Annotated in this window: 13 protein-coding genes and 1 tRNA gene; 8 read left to right on the top strand and 6 right to left on the bottom strand. The window is 70.7% G+C overall.

Going from position 1 to position 13,968, the window contains the following annotated elements; all coding sequences use genetic code 11:
* Positions 1-151 precede the first annotated feature (151 nt).
* Positions 152-565 carry a MarR family winged helix-turn-helix transcriptional regulator gene (locus AC07EG_RS29085; protein WP_478256394.1) on the top strand — a complete coding sequence of 138 codons (414 nt, stop codon included), beginning with the start codon at positions 152-154 and terminating at the stop codon, positions 563-565.
* Here AC07EG_RS29085 and AC07EG_RS29080 read toward each other — a convergent pair.
* Complete coding sequence (locus AC07EG_RS29080; protein WP_478256393.1) at positions 551-1,063, bottom strand: alpha/beta fold hydrolase; 513 nt, start codon at positions 1,061-1,063, stop codon at positions 551-553. The two genes, AC07EG_RS29085 and AC07EG_RS29080, sit on opposite strands and share 15 nt — an antisense overlap.
* A 212-nt stretch (positions 1,064-1,275) precedes the next feature.
* On the opposite strand from AC07EG_RS29080, the gene AC07EG_RS29075 reads away from it, so the two are divergent.
* A complete protein-coding gene (locus AC07EG_RS29075; RefSeq protein ID WP_478256535.1) occupies positions 1,276-1,776 on the top strand; it encodes an ATP-binding protein in 501 nt (166 codons plus the stop codon).
* Between the two features lie 97 nt (positions 1,777-1,873).
* Positions 1,874-3,862: a glycogen debranching N-terminal domain-containing protein gene (locus tag AC07EG_RS29070; protein WP_478256392.1), complete on the top strand. Its 1,989-nt coding sequence runs from the start codon at positions 1,874-1,876 to the stop codon at positions 3,860-3,862.
* Here AC07EG_RS29070 and AC07EG_RS29065 read toward each other — a convergent pair.
* Positions 3,819-4,436, bottom strand: a complete 618-nt coding sequence (locus AC07EG_RS29065; RefSeq protein WP_478256391.1) for a TetR family transcriptional regulator — start codon at positions 4,434-4,436, stop codon at positions 3,819-3,821. The genes AC07EG_RS29070 and AC07EG_RS29065 overlap by 44 nt on opposite strands.
* Before the next feature lie 131 nt (positions 4,437-4,567).
* On the opposite strand from AC07EG_RS29065, the gene AC07EG_RS29060 reads away from it, so the two are divergent.
* Both AC07EG_RS29060 and AC07EG_RS29055 read left to right on the top strand, forming a co-directional pair.
* Positions 4,568-5,743, top strand: coding sequence for an alpha/beta hydrolase family protein (locus tag AC07EG_RS29060; RefSeq protein ID WP_478256390.1), 1,176 nt, complete (start codon positions 4,568-4,570; stop codon positions 5,741-5,743).
* Between the two features lie 143 nt (positions 5,744-5,886).
* On the top strand, positions 5,887-6,108 hold the full coding sequence (locus AC07EG_RS29055; protein WP_478256389.1) for a hypothetical protein: 222 nt from the start codon (positions 5,887-5,889) through the stop codon (positions 6,106-6,108).
* A 42-nt stretch (positions 6,109-6,150) separates the two neighbouring features.
* Here AC07EG_RS29055 and AC07EG_RS29050 read toward each other — a convergent pair whose 3' ends face one another.
* The 3 genes from AC07EG_RS29050 to AC07EG_RS29040 all read right to left on the bottom strand — a co-directional run bounded on the left by AC07EG_RS29050 (position 6,151) and on the right by AC07EG_RS29040 (position 7,190).
* Positions 6,151-6,531, bottom strand: a complete 381-nt coding sequence (locus AC07EG_RS29050) for a hypothetical protein (protein ID WP_478256388.1) — start codon at positions 6,529-6,531, stop codon at positions 6,151-6,153.
* 190 nt (positions 6,532-6,721) lie between these two features.
* Positions 6,722-6,794, bottom strand: a tRNA-Lys gene (locus AC07EG_RS29045).
* A gap of 48 nt (positions 6,795-6,842) precedes the next feature.
* Positions 6,843-7,190 carry a hypothetical protein gene (locus AC07EG_RS29040; protein ID WP_478256387.1) on the bottom strand — a complete coding sequence of 116 codons (348 nt, stop codon included), beginning with the start codon at positions 7,188-7,190 and terminating at the stop codon, positions 6,843-6,845.
* 177 nt (positions 7,191-7,367) lie between these two features.
* Between AC07EG_RS29040 and AC07EG_RS29035 the strand changes: the two genes are divergently transcribed.
* Entirely contained in the window at positions 7,368-7,865 is a 498-nt protein-coding gene (locus tag AC07EG_RS29035) for a DUF1360 domain-containing protein (RefSeq protein ID WP_478256386.1), read from the top strand.
* Between the two features lie 50 nt (positions 7,866-7,915).
* On the opposite strand, the gene AC07EG_RS29030 is transcribed toward AC07EG_RS29035, so the two are convergent.
* Positions 7,916-8,476 (bottom strand): dihydrofolate reductase family protein, encoded by a 561-nt coding sequence (locus AC07EG_RS29030; protein WP_478256385.1) that lies wholly within the window; start codon positions 8,474-8,476, stop codon positions 7,916-7,918.
* Positions 8,477-8,875: 399 nt separating this feature from the next.
* Here AC07EG_RS29030 and AC07EG_RS29025 point away from each other — a divergent pair, with 399 nt between their 5' ends.
* On the top strand, positions 8,876-9,895 hold the full coding sequence (locus AC07EG_RS29025; RefSeq protein WP_478256384.1) for a multicopper oxidase domain-containing protein: 1,020 nt from the start codon (positions 8,876-8,878) through the stop codon (positions 9,893-9,895).
* Between the two features lie 28 nt (positions 9,896-9,923).
* Positions 9,924-13,862, top strand: coding sequence for a ThuA domain-containing protein (locus AC07EG_RS29020; RefSeq protein ID WP_478256383.1), 3,939 nt, complete (start codon positions 9,924-9,926; stop codon positions 13,860-13,862).
* Positions 13,863-13,968 lie beyond the last annotated feature (106 nt).

Raw genomic sequence — 13,968 nt, 5'->3', positions numbered from 1 at the left:
GGGGTGGACAGCGCGCCTACGGCCTCCTGACACCCTCGCGTGCGTTGTTGACGCGGCGTTAACGGTGCTCGGAGCGCGTGCCCACGGCCAGAGCGGGCGTCCGGGGGAGGCACTAGTTTGTTTTGCGAACTAAGAGGGTTATCCTGCGGCCGTGAGCCAATTCGACGAGCTGCTGGGCGCGCTGCTCGCCGTCGCCGACCGCACCAGTGCGCGGATGGAGCGCACGCTCGCCGAGCTGTCCCTGACCGCGCCGCTGTCGCAGGCGTTGTTCGCCATCGACCCCGAGCAGCCGCCGCCCGCGATGAAAACCCTGGCCGAGCGCCTGCGCTGCGATCGCTCCAGCGTCACCTTCCTGGCCGACCGCCTCACCGAACGCGGCCTCGCCGAGCGCGTGCCCGGCGCCCGCGACCGCCGGTCCAAGGCGCTCCAGCTCACCCCGGAGGGCGTGCGCGTGCGGACCGCGATGCTCTACGGCGTCGCCGAGGCGTCCCCGCTGGCCAAACTGGACGAGGCCGACCAGCAGGCCCTGCTGGTGCTGCTGCGCCGCGCGCTAGCGGCAGACTGACAGCTCGACCCGCCGGAAACCGAGGTGCAGCCGCGGCCGGACCAGGTCGCCGATGACCCAGCCGAGCCACCGCGAGTCGTGGTCGGGCCAGTTCTGCCCGGGGACCAGCAGGTGCCCCGGCTGCCCCAGCGCCAGGTTCAGCGCGTTCATCGCCGACCAGGCCCAGGTGCGGTCGGCGCTCCAGACCAGTGAGACCGGCAGCGCGCGCCGCCGCAGCCCGTCCAGCGCGGTGCGCAGCGCCGACGCCCCGATCGAATCGACCAGGACCAGTCGCTGAACGGTGTGCAGCGTCGCGTGGGCGGTGCGCACGGCCACCGCGCCGGAGAGCCCGTGACCGACCAGCGTGACCGGCTCCCGGACGCCGGCCGAATGTAAAAATTCGGTCACCCAATCCGGGTCGGATCCCGGTCGCGCGGGCGCGAGCACCCGGATACCGCGCGTAGCCATCACCTCCAGCGCGGGGGTGAACGCGTCGCCGTGGTCGTGCAGAAACACCACCGTCGGCCCCTCGCCACCCGCCGTGTAGCGCTCCCGTCGACCACACACCGTGGTTGCCAGCTGTGCCAAACGCATAAGGCGTCCCCCTCGTATCACTGAAAGGAGGCGCGAAGGACGCGCCAGATACGGTGAGGTACCAACCCCTTTGGGTGACATCGCGTGGGTGAGCTGGCATTATGCGCGACACCGTGGTCGGGGAAGAAGGGAGCACGGTGAACGCACAAGCCGCCCAAATCGATGACCTGCGACTGGTCGCGCTGCCCAGTGCGGTGAACTGCTCGGCGATGTTCGTCAGGTTCACGCTCGGCGAGTGGTCGCTCCGCCCGTTGATCGACCAGGCCGAGCAGCTGGTGGCCCAGCTGGTCACCGCCTCGGTCGAGGGCGCCGCCCCGGGGGCGCCCGGCTTCGTGCTGGTGCGCCTGCAGGTGCGCGGCGACTGCCTGGTCATCGAGGTCGAGGACGGGCAGCCACCGGAGACCGCACCCCCGCTGGACAGCGAGCACGCCGGCATCGAGCCGCTGCGCGGTGGTGGCAAGCGCATCTGGTGCGAGCTGCCGCTGCCGATCGGCCTCACCGCCGGGTCGGTGGCGCTGCCGCGGCGCAACGCCCACCGCTCCGCGGTACCGGAACCGCTGATGACCGGCGAGCCGATCGGCGCGGACGCCGACTTCCTCGGCCGCATCCTCACCGGCCTCACCCGCACCGACGCCTGAAGTGGCTGAGTGGCTGAGCCACTCCTGGCACCCGTCGTCCTGACGGCGTCGCGTTCGGCTGCGACACTGGGCGCAGTCTCGACGCGGAGGAGCCACCATGGCCGGGAAGCAGCCCCTGCTGCACGAGCTGGCGATCGCGCTGCGGGCGCCGACCGTGGTGCTCTCCGGCCGCGACGGGCAGCTCCGGCCCGCCGGGGTCCAGGGGGTGCTGCACGGTGACCGGCGCGTGCTCGGCGAAGCGGTGCTCACCGTCGACGGCAGCGAGCCGGAGGGGATCGGGTTCGCCGAACCCGGTGCCGACCGCGGCGAGTTCACCGGCCTCCTCCGCGACTTCGGCGCCCCCACGGGCTGGCTCCGGCGCCACCGCACCGCGACCGCCCGCGGCCTGCACGAGGAACTGGAGCTGGTCGCACCGCAGCCGACGCGGTGTGTCGTCGAGCTGGCGCTGTCCGCCGACTTCGCGCCGATCGAGGAGATCAAGACCGCCGTCTCCCGCGCCCCGCTGGACCCCGTGCTGAACGGCACGGGCGTCGAGTGGTCAGCCGACGGGCTCACCAGCCGCGTCCGGGCCGAAGGCGCCGAATTCTCCGTGCGGGACGGCGGGGTGGTGGCCCGCTGGACGGTCGACGCGCCCGCGCGGCTGCACTGGTCGGTCGAGGCCACCGACGCGGAACCGCTGTTCGTACCGGGTGCGCCGGTGCTCGCGGCCCCCGGGGTCCGCGCCGACGACCGCCGGTTCACCAGCTTCCTGAACCGCTCGCTCGCCGACCTCAACGGCCTGCTGCTGGCCGAACGCGAGCACCCCGAGGACGTCTTCGCCGCCGCGGGCGCGCCCTGGTACCTCACGCTGTTCGGGCGCGACAGCATCTGGGCCGCGCGCCTGCTGCTGCCGGTTTCGGTGGAGCTGGCTGCCGGAACGCTGCGCACGCTGGCCCGTTCGCAGGGGCGCGAGCACGACCCGTCCGCTGGAGAGGCGCCGGGCAAGATCCTGCACGAACGCCGCCGCGCGGACTTCCAGTTGCGCGGCATGTCGCTGCCCGCGTGGTACTACGGCACGGTCGACGCCACCGCGCTCTGGGTGTGCCTGCTGCACGACGCGTGGCGCTGGGGGCTGGCCGAGGACCGCGTCCGCGAGCTGCTGCCGAACCTGCGGGCCGCGCTCACCTGGATCACCGAACTCGCCGACACCGACGGCGACGGATTCGCCGAGTACCTCGACGAATCCGGGCGCGGCCTGGCGAACCAGGGCTGGAAGGACTCCGCCGACGCGGTCCGGTTCGCCGACGGCCGCCGTGCCGACCCACCGGTCGCGCTGGCGGAAGTCCAGGGCTACCAACACGAAGCCGTGGTCCGCGCGGCGGAACTGCTGACCGCGCTGGGCGAACCGGCCGACGGCCTCGCCGACTGGGCCGCCGACCTGCGCACGCGCTTCCGCGAGCGGTTCTGGGTGACCGGCTACCCGGCGCTGGCGCTCGACGGCGCCAAGACCCCGGTCGACGCGCTGACCAGCAACATCGGCCACCTGCTCGGCACCGGCCTGGTCGACGCGGGCGAGTCCGCGTCGATCGCCGGCCACCTGCTCGGCCCGGACCTGGCCGCCGGGTACGGCCTGCGCACCATGGCGTCCACCATGGACGGTTACTCGCCGCTGAGCTACCACTGCGGTTCGGTCTGGCCGCACGACACCGCGATCGTCGTCCGCGGGCTCTTCCTCGCCGGGCACCGGGAAGAAGCGGCCCGGCTCGGGGCTCAGCTGGTCGCCGCCGCCGGTGCGTTCGGCGACCGCGTGCCCGAGCTGTACGCCGGCTTCGGGGTGGACGAAACGCCGGTTCCGTTGCCCTACGGTGCTTCCTGCCGTCCGCAGGCGTGGTCGGCCGCTTCGGCGGTGGCGTTGCTGCAGACCTTCCTCGGGCTGCGGGTGGACGTGCCGGCCGGCACGATTTCGCTCGACCCGCCGCCGTCCCCGATCGGCGCGTTCGAAGTCCGCGGGTTGCCGGTCGGTGGCGGCACGCTGGACGTGGCCGTGGCGGCGGACGGTTCGATCAGCGACCTGGTGCTGCCGCCCGGCTTCCGCCGAGTGAGCTGAGCCCGGCGAGGGTCAGGTCGGCGGCCCGGTGCGCGGCCCGGCGGGTCTGCTCGGTGTCGTCCCCGCGGCCCCGGCTGGCCGCGATCGCCAGCTTCACCGCACCGGCCAGCGCGCCGACCGCGCTCGCGGCGTCGACCAGGCCCAGTTCACCGGCGCAGGCGCGGTGCAGGGCGTGGGCGATCCGCCGCTGGGTGTCGAACAGCAGGTGCAGCTCGCGGGCCTGCAACGCGGGCACCGAGGCGATCAGCTGGGCGCGGTCGGCGTCGGTGTCCAGCAGGCCGTTCGCCAGCACCCGCCGCAGCAGCTCGGCCACGCTCTCGCCGGGTGCCCGGCGGCCCAGCAGCTGCAGCGCCCGTTCGACGCGGTCGCGCTGGTCGTAGAAGACGATGTCGTCCTTGCTGTCGAAGTAGCTGAAGAAGGTGCGGGTGGAGATGTCGGCCCCCGCGGCGATTTCCGCCACCGTGGTCTCGTCGAAGCCCTTGTCGTGGAACAGCCGGAGCGCGCCCTCGATGAGCGCGTTCCTGGTGCGCAGCTTCTTGCGCTCGCGCACGCCCAGCTCCAGCTCGTTCGTCACCCGCGCGAGCCTAGTGGGCGACCGGTCCCACCCGCACCGACCGTGATTCCGGTGTGACTTCCCGATCTCCGGGGCCTCAGGGGGTGATCACCCGGATGTCCTCGGCGGGTGATCTTCGTAGCTTGTGGCGCATGAGAAAACTGGTAGTAACCCTGGGTGCGCTCGCGGTGGTGGCGTCGGCCGCGCCCGCCGCGTCCGCGAGCAGCGGGTCCCCCCTGCCCGAGCCGACCGGGCGGTATGCCGTGGGCGTCACGGAACTGCACCTGATCGACCACGGGCGGCCGGACCCGTGGGTGCCGGGCACCCCGCGAGAGCTGATGGTCACCGTCCGGTACCCGGCGCTGCCCAGCCGGAAACCGGTCGCGCCGTACCTGCCGCCGGGGGCCGCCGCGGTGGCGTCCGAAGAGGACGCGGCCGTGCTCGGCCTCGACCCCGGCGGGCTCGACTACGGGTTCGCCACCCACGCCCGCACCGGCGCGCCCGCCGCCGGACGGCAGCCGGTGCTGCTCTTCTCGCCCGGTGGCAAGCAGTCGCGTGCGCTCGGCACGGTGCAGGCGGAGGAGCTGGCGAGCCGCGGGTACGTGGTGGTCGCCATCGACCACACGCACGAAGCGGTGGCGGTGGAGTTCCCGGACGGCCGGGTGGCCGAGCACGCCATGCCGTCGTCCAGCGTGGAGGTGTCGAAGCTGATGGTGGCGACCCGCGTGCGGGACACCAGCTTCGTGCTGGACCAGCTGGAGGTGCTGGCGCGCGGCGGCAATCCGGACGCCGGCCGGCGGCCGTTGCCGCGGGGGCTCGGGCGGGCGCTGGACCTGTCGCGGGTCGGCGCGTTCGGCCATTCGGCGGGTGGGTTCACCGCCGGGGAGGCCATGGTGACGGACCGGCGCATCGACGCGGGGGTCAACCTGGACGGCACCATGGCCTACTCGCAGTCGACCCGCGACTTCGGGCGGGTCGCCGACGAGGGCTTGGACCGCCCGTTCCTGCTGATGAGCGCCGGGGACCACAGTTCGGCTTCGAACGTTTCGTGGCAGGAGTTCGTGCGCCACCAGCGCGGCTGGCTGCGGCAGCTGCACCTGCCCGCCGGCGAGCACTTCAGCTACACCGACCACCAGTCGCTGGTCCCGCGGCTCGGCCTCGACCCGGCGGTCACGGCTCCGTTCCTCGGCACGGTCGATGCGGGGCGCAGCGTTTCCGCGCAACGCGCCTACCTGGCGGCTTTCTTCGACCTGCACCTGCGACACCACCCGACCTCCCTGTTCGACGGTCCGTCACCGCGGTACCCGGACATCGAGTTCCGGGGTTGACGAGCGTCATCGTGTGCACTAGGCCATTCGGAGCCCCGCTTCGAGGCGACCGGGGCAACCGCGGGTGGTCGCGTTTGGCCGGAAACGCGGCTGGGAATGTTCTTCGCAGGTACGAAAACCGGATAAGCGAGGGAGTTGGCGCAGTGGCCACCTACAACGTGAAACCGTCCAAACCGGTCGCGGTATTCGGTGCCTTGGTCGGCGTGGGAATCCTGCTTTTCGGCATTTTCAGCGGAGTCGGCCGGGACAACGGGTTCATCTGGCTCTGGGTGGCGGCCGGTGTCGGCATCATCGGGTTCAACCTGTGGGCGGCGTTCAGCAAGCGTGGTGCCACCGAGGTGCTCCACCGCCGGGACGAGAGGTGAACGGGTCCGGCCGCCACCCCGCGAAGGCGGCCGGACCCCGGATCAGTCGACCATGCGCAGTTCGAGCAGCCAGCCCGGGCTGTCGAACGAGCACCGGTAGTCCACCACCGCGCCGACGCCGATCATGTCGCGCCCGGCCTGGCGGCACTTCTCGTGGGTCGAGTACACCTTCCAGTCGACCCACACGTCCTGACCGGTGAACGGCGCTTTGGCGCTCGCCTGCGTCACCGGTTCCGCACTGGCGGCGAATCCGCCCGCGAAAAGCGCGGCCACGGCCATCGTCGATGCCGCGAAAAACCTGGCCGCGTTGCGTGGTGCAACACCCATAATACGCTCCTTCGCTGGGATCGGAATGATCATACGCAGGCTTTCGCGCACGGAATCAGAGCAAATCGACACGGGCGCACCGATGACATTTGTCATCGAACACCAGTGCCCACAGGCGAGGCGGTCGCGCGAACGAGCAGCTGCCCGTGGGGACGCCCGGGCGAGCTGCTGCCTACGCGCCCCGGCACGCCGCGTTGGCTCGGCGGGATCCGGGAGGTGGCAGCCGTGTCAGACGAGCGGCCCGTCGAGGCTCAAGGCTCGCTCGGCCGTGGACCGGGCGGAAGAGTGGGCCGCCTGGGGCTCGAACCCAGAACCTACGGATTAAAAGTCCGCAGCTCTACCAATTGAGCTAACGGCCCGTGCCCGACAGTCTAGCGGCAGGGGGTTGATCCACTGGTGAGCCGGGGTCAGGTCCCGGGCCGGGCGGCCGCGCCGGCCAGCCATTCGACCCGTTCCCAGCTGCGGACCTCGAACCCCGCCTCGGCCAGGCCGTCGACGAAGGCTTCGCCTGCCTGCTCCAGGGCGGGGTACAGGGTGAGCGGGCTCCGGCTGGCCACGCCGACGCGATTGCCCTCGGCGATGACGTCGAGCAGGGCGGAGCCGTGCATGCGCTCGGCCGCCGCCCGGGCGGTGGGGGTGTCGATCGGCTGGTCCAGCGTGCCGACCACCACGATGACGTTCCACGCCGGGGTGCCCGACGGCTCCTGGCACGGCGGGAGGTGGGGCCAGTCCGCGCGACTTCGGGTGTGCGTCATGGTGCTGCTTCTTCCCCAGGCCCGCACCCGCCCCGCGCAGCGCGCGGCGGGCACGGGGAACGAAACTTCCCGACCGACATCGTGCCAGAGTCACGTCGGCTCGACCGTCCAAAACGGACGGTCTGGCCCGAGTTGTTTGTCGGGATCGGGGCTGGGCAACCCTGGGGTATGACGGTGGTGGGCAGGTTGAAGCAGCTGCGGGAGCGGTACGAGAACGGGGACCGGCGACCCCTGCCGGGGTACTTGCTGTCGCTGGGTGCTTACGGAGCGTTCGCCGGGGCGCTGGTGCTGACGGGCAAGCGCACCGGTGCCCGGCTGCCGAAGCGCATCGGGCTCGGGGACACCGTGCTGCTCGCCGTGGCCACGCACAAGGCGAGCAGGTTGTTGACCAAGGAAGCGGTCACCAGCCCGCTCCGCGCGCCCTTCACCCGCTACGAGAAGCCCGCCGGGGAGGCGGAACTGGTCGAGTCGGTGGCCTCCCACGGGGCGGGGCACGCCGCCGGTGAGCTGCTGACCTGCCCGTTCTGCGCGGCGGTGTGGATCGCCACCGGCCTGTCCGCCGGTCTGGTGATGGCCCCGCGGGCCACCCGCCTGACCGGCACGGTGCTGGCCGCCGTGGCCGGCTCCGACCTGCTGCAACTCGGGTACGCCGCGGCCAAGCGCCTCGCCGGCTGACCGCCGCCCGGGTCGGCGGCGCGTGGCCGCCGACCCACCCCGGGCCCCGGTCAGGGGCGGGCGGCGTTCACCGGGACGTAGCTCAGGATGATCAGGCCGGTGTCGTGCACCTCGACGCCGTTGTACTCGAACTTCGCCTGCTGCGTGTCCCGGTAGAGCAGCTCCGACGGCTGCGCCTTCCCCGACAGCACCGGGTGCAGCCACAGCCGCAGCTCGTCGAGGAGGCCGTGCTCCAGGAGCAGCCTGCTGACGTCGCCGAAGCCGTACTGGAGCAGGCTGGTGCCCGCGTCCTTGATCTCCCGGACCCGCTCGGCCACGTTCTCGCTGATCACCTCGGTGTTCGTCCACTCCGGTTCGGTCAGCGTGGACGACACCACGTACTTCTTGATGTTGTTCATCCGGTCGGCGAACTCGTCCGCCCCGGCACGTGAGGACCAGGCGGCGGAGAAGCCGTCGTAGGTCTCGCGGCCCATGATCAGGGCGTCGGCCTCGGCCAGCTGGGTGGTGGCGGCCTTCTGCGCCTGCTCGCCGAAGTAGTCGAAGTGCCAGTCCATCATGTTGCTGATGTCGCCGTCGAGGGTCATGTAGGTGGCGTTGACGATCTTGCTCATCGGAAGCTCCTTCGCTCGGTGCGTGTGCCAGAGCGTCGAACCGCCGGGGCCCACATCGACAGGCGAAGCCAAACTTTTTTCGTGACCGTCAGCTACGGCTGCTAGCAGAACGTACGTGTGCTTGCCGTTAGACCATTTGGCCCTTAACTTCTGCCACGAGTCAACATAAGTTGTTCTCATTTCGTCGGAAGAACGATGTCCGTGCGCCTCTCGTGGGACGCCCGGGTCGAAAGGCGAGGCACGTGGCAATGGTGTCAACGATGTCAACGAGGGTGCCGCGGGGACGGTACGGCCGCTGGGCGGCCGCTGTTCCCCCATTCCGCGTAGCACCCGAACCCTGATCGGCCCTCCAGCCGCCCGTTCCCCACTCCCTCCCCGTCCCCGAAACGGAGTTCCGCCATGGACAAAGCCGCCCAGCCCAGCCGGTCCGGGCTGTCGCGCCGCTCGATGCTGGCCACCGCGGCGGCCGGGGTGCTCATCCCCGGCATGGTCGCCGGGGCCGCCGCCCCGCACGCCGCGGCCGCGGCCGGCCTCACCCGCAAGGTCACCATCTACGCCGAGCCGCTGCCCGACGGCCAGTTCGGCTACGGCCTCGAACCGGGCAAGGCCACCATCCCGGGCCCGCTGCTGGAGATCTACGAGGGCGACACCCTCGAGATCGAGCTGGTCAACAACACCGACCAGCGGCTGTCCATCCACCCGCACGGCGTCAACTACGACACCAACTCCGACGGCGCCCCGCTGAACGGCTCGTTCAACAACCCCGGCGAGACCCGCACCTACACCTGGCGCACCCGCACGCAGTACAAGGCGGCCAACGGCTTCTGGATGCCGGGCAGCGCCGGCTACTGGCAGTACCACGACCACGCGATGGGCACCGACCACGGCACCGTCGGCCTGCAGAAGGGCCTCTACGGCGGGCTGATCGTGCGCAAGAAGGGCGACCTGCTGCCGAGCAGGCAGTACACCGTGGTGTTCAACGACATGCTGATCAACAACAAGGTCGCCCCGGACACCCCGATGTTCGAGGCCAACCTCGGCGAGCGCGTCGAGTGGATCTGCATCGGCCACGGCATCTTCCCGCACACCTTCCACCTGCACGCGCACCGCTGGGCGGACACCCGCACCGGCATGCTCAACGGCGAGAACGACCACGCCAACGTGATCGACAACAAGAACCTCGACCCCGGCGCCTCCTTCGGCTTCCAGGTGATCGCCGGCGCGGACGTCGGCCCGGGCGCCTGGATGTACCACTGCCACGTCCAGAACCACTCGGACATGGGCATGGCGGGCATCTTCCTGGTCCGCAACGCCGACGGCAGCATGCCGCCCGGCGCGCAGGAGGCGATCGACCGCTTCAAGCACCACGACCACTCGGGGCACACCGCCGAGTCGAGCGCGACCGCGCACAACCACTAGTTCCCAACCACCAACTAAGGAGTCAGGGATGGGGCGAAGAGTTTCGGCAGGCTGGTCGAAACGGCGACGATCGGCGGCCGCACTGGCCGTCGGGGCGGTGGTCTCGCTCGCGGCGCCGCTGGCCACCACGGTCGTGGCGCAGGCGCAGCCGGCGGCGGCCGCGGCCGCGCCGATCTCCGTGCTGGTCTTCCACGGCCCGGCGGCGGAGCAGCAGGACCCGGTGCTCCGGGCCAGTGACGCGATCGCGCGGCTGGGCCAGGACAACGGGATCAGCGTGACCTCGAGTTCGGATCCCGCGGTGTTCACCGCGGCGAACCTGGCGAACTACCGGGGTGTGGTGTTCCTGTCCGCGGAGGGCGTGACGCTGTCCGCGGAGCAGGAAACCGCGCTGAAGAACTACATGAAGGCGGGCGGTGGCTTCCTCGGCCTGTCCGACGCCGCCAAGGCCCAGGACAACTCCGAGTGGTTCACCGGCCTGATCGGCGCCCGCCCGGCCGGGGCCCGCACGGCGATCACCGCCAGCGGCGAGAACCCGCCCAACGAGACCAAGGAAAAGCTGAACGACCGCGACCAGAACACCAAGTGGCTCGCGTTCGCCAAGACCGGCTGGGTCAGCTACCAGCTGCCCGCGCCCGCCACGCTGACCAAGTACTCGCTGACCTCGGCCAACGACTTCGCCGGCCGGGACCCGCAGGACTGGACCCTGCAGGGGTCGATGGACGGCAGCACCTGGACCGACCTGGACAAGCGCACGGGCGAGGACTTCCCGGAGCGCTTCCAGACCCGGACCTTCGAGTACGCCAACACCAAGAGCTACGCGCACTACCGGCTGAACATCACCGCGAACGCCGGTGAAACGGCCACCCAGCTGGCCGAGTTCGACGTGCACTACGACAACTCGCAGAACCCGCCGCCGCCGGAACCGGCGCCGGCCGAGGCCACGGTCAACGTGCTCGACCGCCAGCACCCGGCGAACGAGGGCCTGCCGCTGAACTGGAAGCGGACCGACCGCTGGCTGAACTGGGAGACCAACCCGATCGGCCAGGTGCACACCATCGCCCAGGTCGAGGAGAAGGGCTACAACCCGGGGGCGAGCGCCAACGGGCCGTTCCACCCGATCTCCTGGTGCCGCGACTACGACGGCGGCCGCTCCTTCTACACCGGCATGGGCCGCACCGAGGGCAGCTACGCCGAGGACCAGTTCCGCGGCCACCTGCTCGGCGCGCTGAAGTGGACCACCGGCATGGTGCGCGGGGACTGCAAGGCGACCATCGCGGCCAACTACAAGGTGGAGCGGCTGTCCGGGCCGAACGCCGCGGGCCAGATGGACCAGATCGGCGAGCCGCACGGGCTGACCATCGCGCCGAACGGCCGCGTGTTCTACATCGGCAAGGCCGCCTGCGCGACCGGCCCGGTGCCCGACTGGGCGGACCCGAACGTCGGCCTCGGCTGCGGCACGATCCACCAGTGGGACCCGGCCACCAAGCAGGTCAAGCTGCTCACCACGCTCAAGGTGATGGGCAACCGCGGTTCGGGCGACGAGCTGGTGAAGAACGAAGAGGGTCTGGTCGGCATGACGCTGGACCCGAAGTTCGCCGAGAACGGCTGGTTCTACGTCTACTGGATGCCGTACGAGTCCATCGACAAGGACAAGCGGATCGGCAAGCGCACGGTCTCGCGGTTCACCTACGACGCCGCGAAGGCCACCATCGACCAGGCCACCCGCAAGGACCTGCTGTCCTGGGACACGCAGATCCACAGCTGCTGCCACGCCGGTGGCGGCATGGCCTTCGACAAGGACGGCAACCTCTACATCGGCTCCGGTGACAGCAACTCGTCGCAGGGCTCGAACGGCTACTCCGGCAACAACTGGACCGCCGACTACAAGGGCGTCTCCTTCCAGGACGCGCGCCGCACCTCGGGCAACACCAACGACCTCAACGGGAAGATCATCCGGATCCACCCGGAGGCCGACGGCACCTACACCATCCCGCCGGGCAACCTGTTCGCGCCGGGCACCGACAAGGCCCGCGCGGAGATCTACGTGATGGGCGTGCGGAACATCTCGCGCCTGCAGGTGGACCCGGTGACGAACTGGGTGACCGCGGGCTGGGTCGGCCCGGACGCGTCCTCGCCGAGCCCGGAACTCGGCCCGGCGAAGTACGAGACGGCGACCGTGATCACCGAGGCGGGCAACCACGGCTGGCCGTACTGCATGGGCAACCGGCAGCCGTACCGCGACCGCAGCAGTTCCGACGCCGCGGTGCTGACCGGCTGGTACGACTGCAACAACCCGGTGAACACCTCGCCGCGCAACACCGGCCTGGTGAACCTGCCGCCGATCAAGGACAACATGATCTGGTACTCGCCGGACGGCGGTGGCCCGGTCTTCCCCAACCGCCCCAACAGCTCCGTGCCGACCTACAACGCCGCGGACGCGACCTACACCCAGCCGTACCTCAAGGGTGGCGGTCAGGCGGTCATGTCCGGTCCGACCTACCACCGCGAACTGGTCAACGCCAACAGCGGGGTGGCCTGGCCGGAGTACTGGGACAACAAGTGGTTCATCGGTGACCAGTCCAACTCGCAGAACCGCGTCGCGGTGACGGTGGACCCGGCGGGCGTTCCGACGCAGCAGCCGCCCGCCTTCGCCGAAACCCTGCGGCAGATCATCCCGTCGGGCAGCGGCGACAACAAGCTGCTCAGCTGGATGGACGCCAAGTTCGGCCCGGACGGCGCGCTCTACCTGCTGGACTACGGCAACGGCTTCTTCAGCCTCGACTCGAACCAGAAGCTGATCCGGATCACCTACACCGGCGGCGCGGCCACCCCGGCTCCGGCGGCGGCCTCGACCAACGTGCAGGGCAAGCCGCTGACCGTGGCCTTCAACGGGTCGAAGTCCGGTGGCGTGGCCTGGGAGTGGGACTTCGGCGACGGCACCATGTCGACCGAGGCCAACCCGCGGCACACCTACACCCGCACCGGCCCGTTCACCGCGAAGCTGACCACCACCTACGCCGACGGCGAGAAGGTGGTCTCGCGGACCACGGCCAACGTGGGCTGCCTGGTGTCCGACCCGGGTGAAACGGTGACGATCGGGGACACCGACACCGGGGTGCCCAACCGCAACGCCGGTGGCGGCTGCAAGGTCGACGACATGATCGACGACGAGAGCACCTGGCCCACCCACGTCGGGTTCGTCGACCACGTGAAGAACGCGGCGAAGAACCTGAAGCAGACCGGCGTGATCAACGACAAGCAGCGGGACAAGATCGTCACCGCGGCGCAGAACTCGCCGATCGGGAACCCCGGCCACATCGGGTACACCTCGATCTACGACGGGACCTCGCTCAAGGGCTGGGAAATGGCGCCCTCCGGGGAGTTCAAGATCCAGCCGGACGGTTCGCTGCGGGCCACCGGCGGGCTGGGCATGCTCTGGTACGCCGGGCAGCAGTACGGCAACTTCTCGCTGAAGCTGCAGTTCAAGGACATCGCACCGGAGGGCTACCGCGCCAACAGCGGGGTCTTCGTGCGGTTCCCGGATCCGCGCACGCCGCTGGACCAGCGGCCGCCGGGCAGCTGCGGCACCACCGGTTCCGCGGCCACGTCACCGGCGTGGGTGGCCATCTACTGCGGTCACGAGATCCAGCTCTACGACGGGGACACCGGGGAACCGCAGAAGACGGGTTCGGTCTACAACTTCGACCCGAACCCGCTGGAGGCGGCCGGTACCACGCCGAAGGGGCAGTGGAACGAGTACGAGATCAAGGTGGTCGGGCAGCACTACACGATCATCCGCAACGGCAAGGTGATCAACGAGTTCGACAACCTGCCGGGGCTGCAGTCCTCCCGGCCGGGTGACCCGGCCACGGACCTGAGGCAGTTCGCCGACGGCTTCATCGGCCTGCAGAACCACAGCGACAACGACCTGATGGAGTTCCGCAACATCCGGGTGCGGCAGCTGTAATTCGGTGAGCCGGCCGGGGGGGGGGGGGGGGGGGGGGGGGGGGGGGGGGGTTTGGGGGGGGGGGGGGGGGGGGGGGGGGGGGGGGGGGGGGGGGGGGGGGGGGGGG

It is taken from the genome of Amycolatopsis sp. NPDC045836 (genome assembly GCF_056431745.1).
Note: the sequence above shows the minus strand (reverse complement) of the source record. Positions and strands in the feature narration are given on the sequence as shown.

Coding starts and splice junctions, on each gene's coding strand:
- AC07EG_RS29070 (WP_478256392.1), top strand. CDS start 1,874: ATGGCCGGGAAGCAGCCCCTGCTGCACGAGCTGGCGATCGCGCTGCGG.
- AC07EG_RS29060 (WP_478256390.1), top strand. CDS start 4,568: ATGAGAAAACTGGTAGTAACCCTGGGTGCGCTCGCGGTGGTGGCGTCG.
- AC07EG_RS29050 (WP_478256388.1), bottom strand. CDS start 6,531: ATGACAAATGTCATCGGTGCGCCCGTGTCGATTTGCTCTGATTCCGTG.
- AC07EG_RS29040 (WP_478256387.1), bottom strand. CDS start 7,190: ATGACGCACACCCGAAGTCGCGCGGACTGGCCCCACCTCCCGCCGTGC.
- AC07EG_RS29030 (WP_478256385.1), bottom strand. CDS start 8,476: ATGAGCAAGATCGTCAACGCCACCTACATGACCCTCGACGGCGACATC.
- AC07EG_RS29025 (WP_478256384.1), top strand. CDS start 8,876: ATGGACAAAGCCGCCCAGCCCAGCCGGTCCGGGCTGTCGCGCCGCTCG.
- AC07EG_RS29020 (WP_478256383.1), top strand. CDS start 9,924: ATGGGGCGAAGAGTTTCGGCAGGCTGGTCGAAACGGCGACGATCGGCG.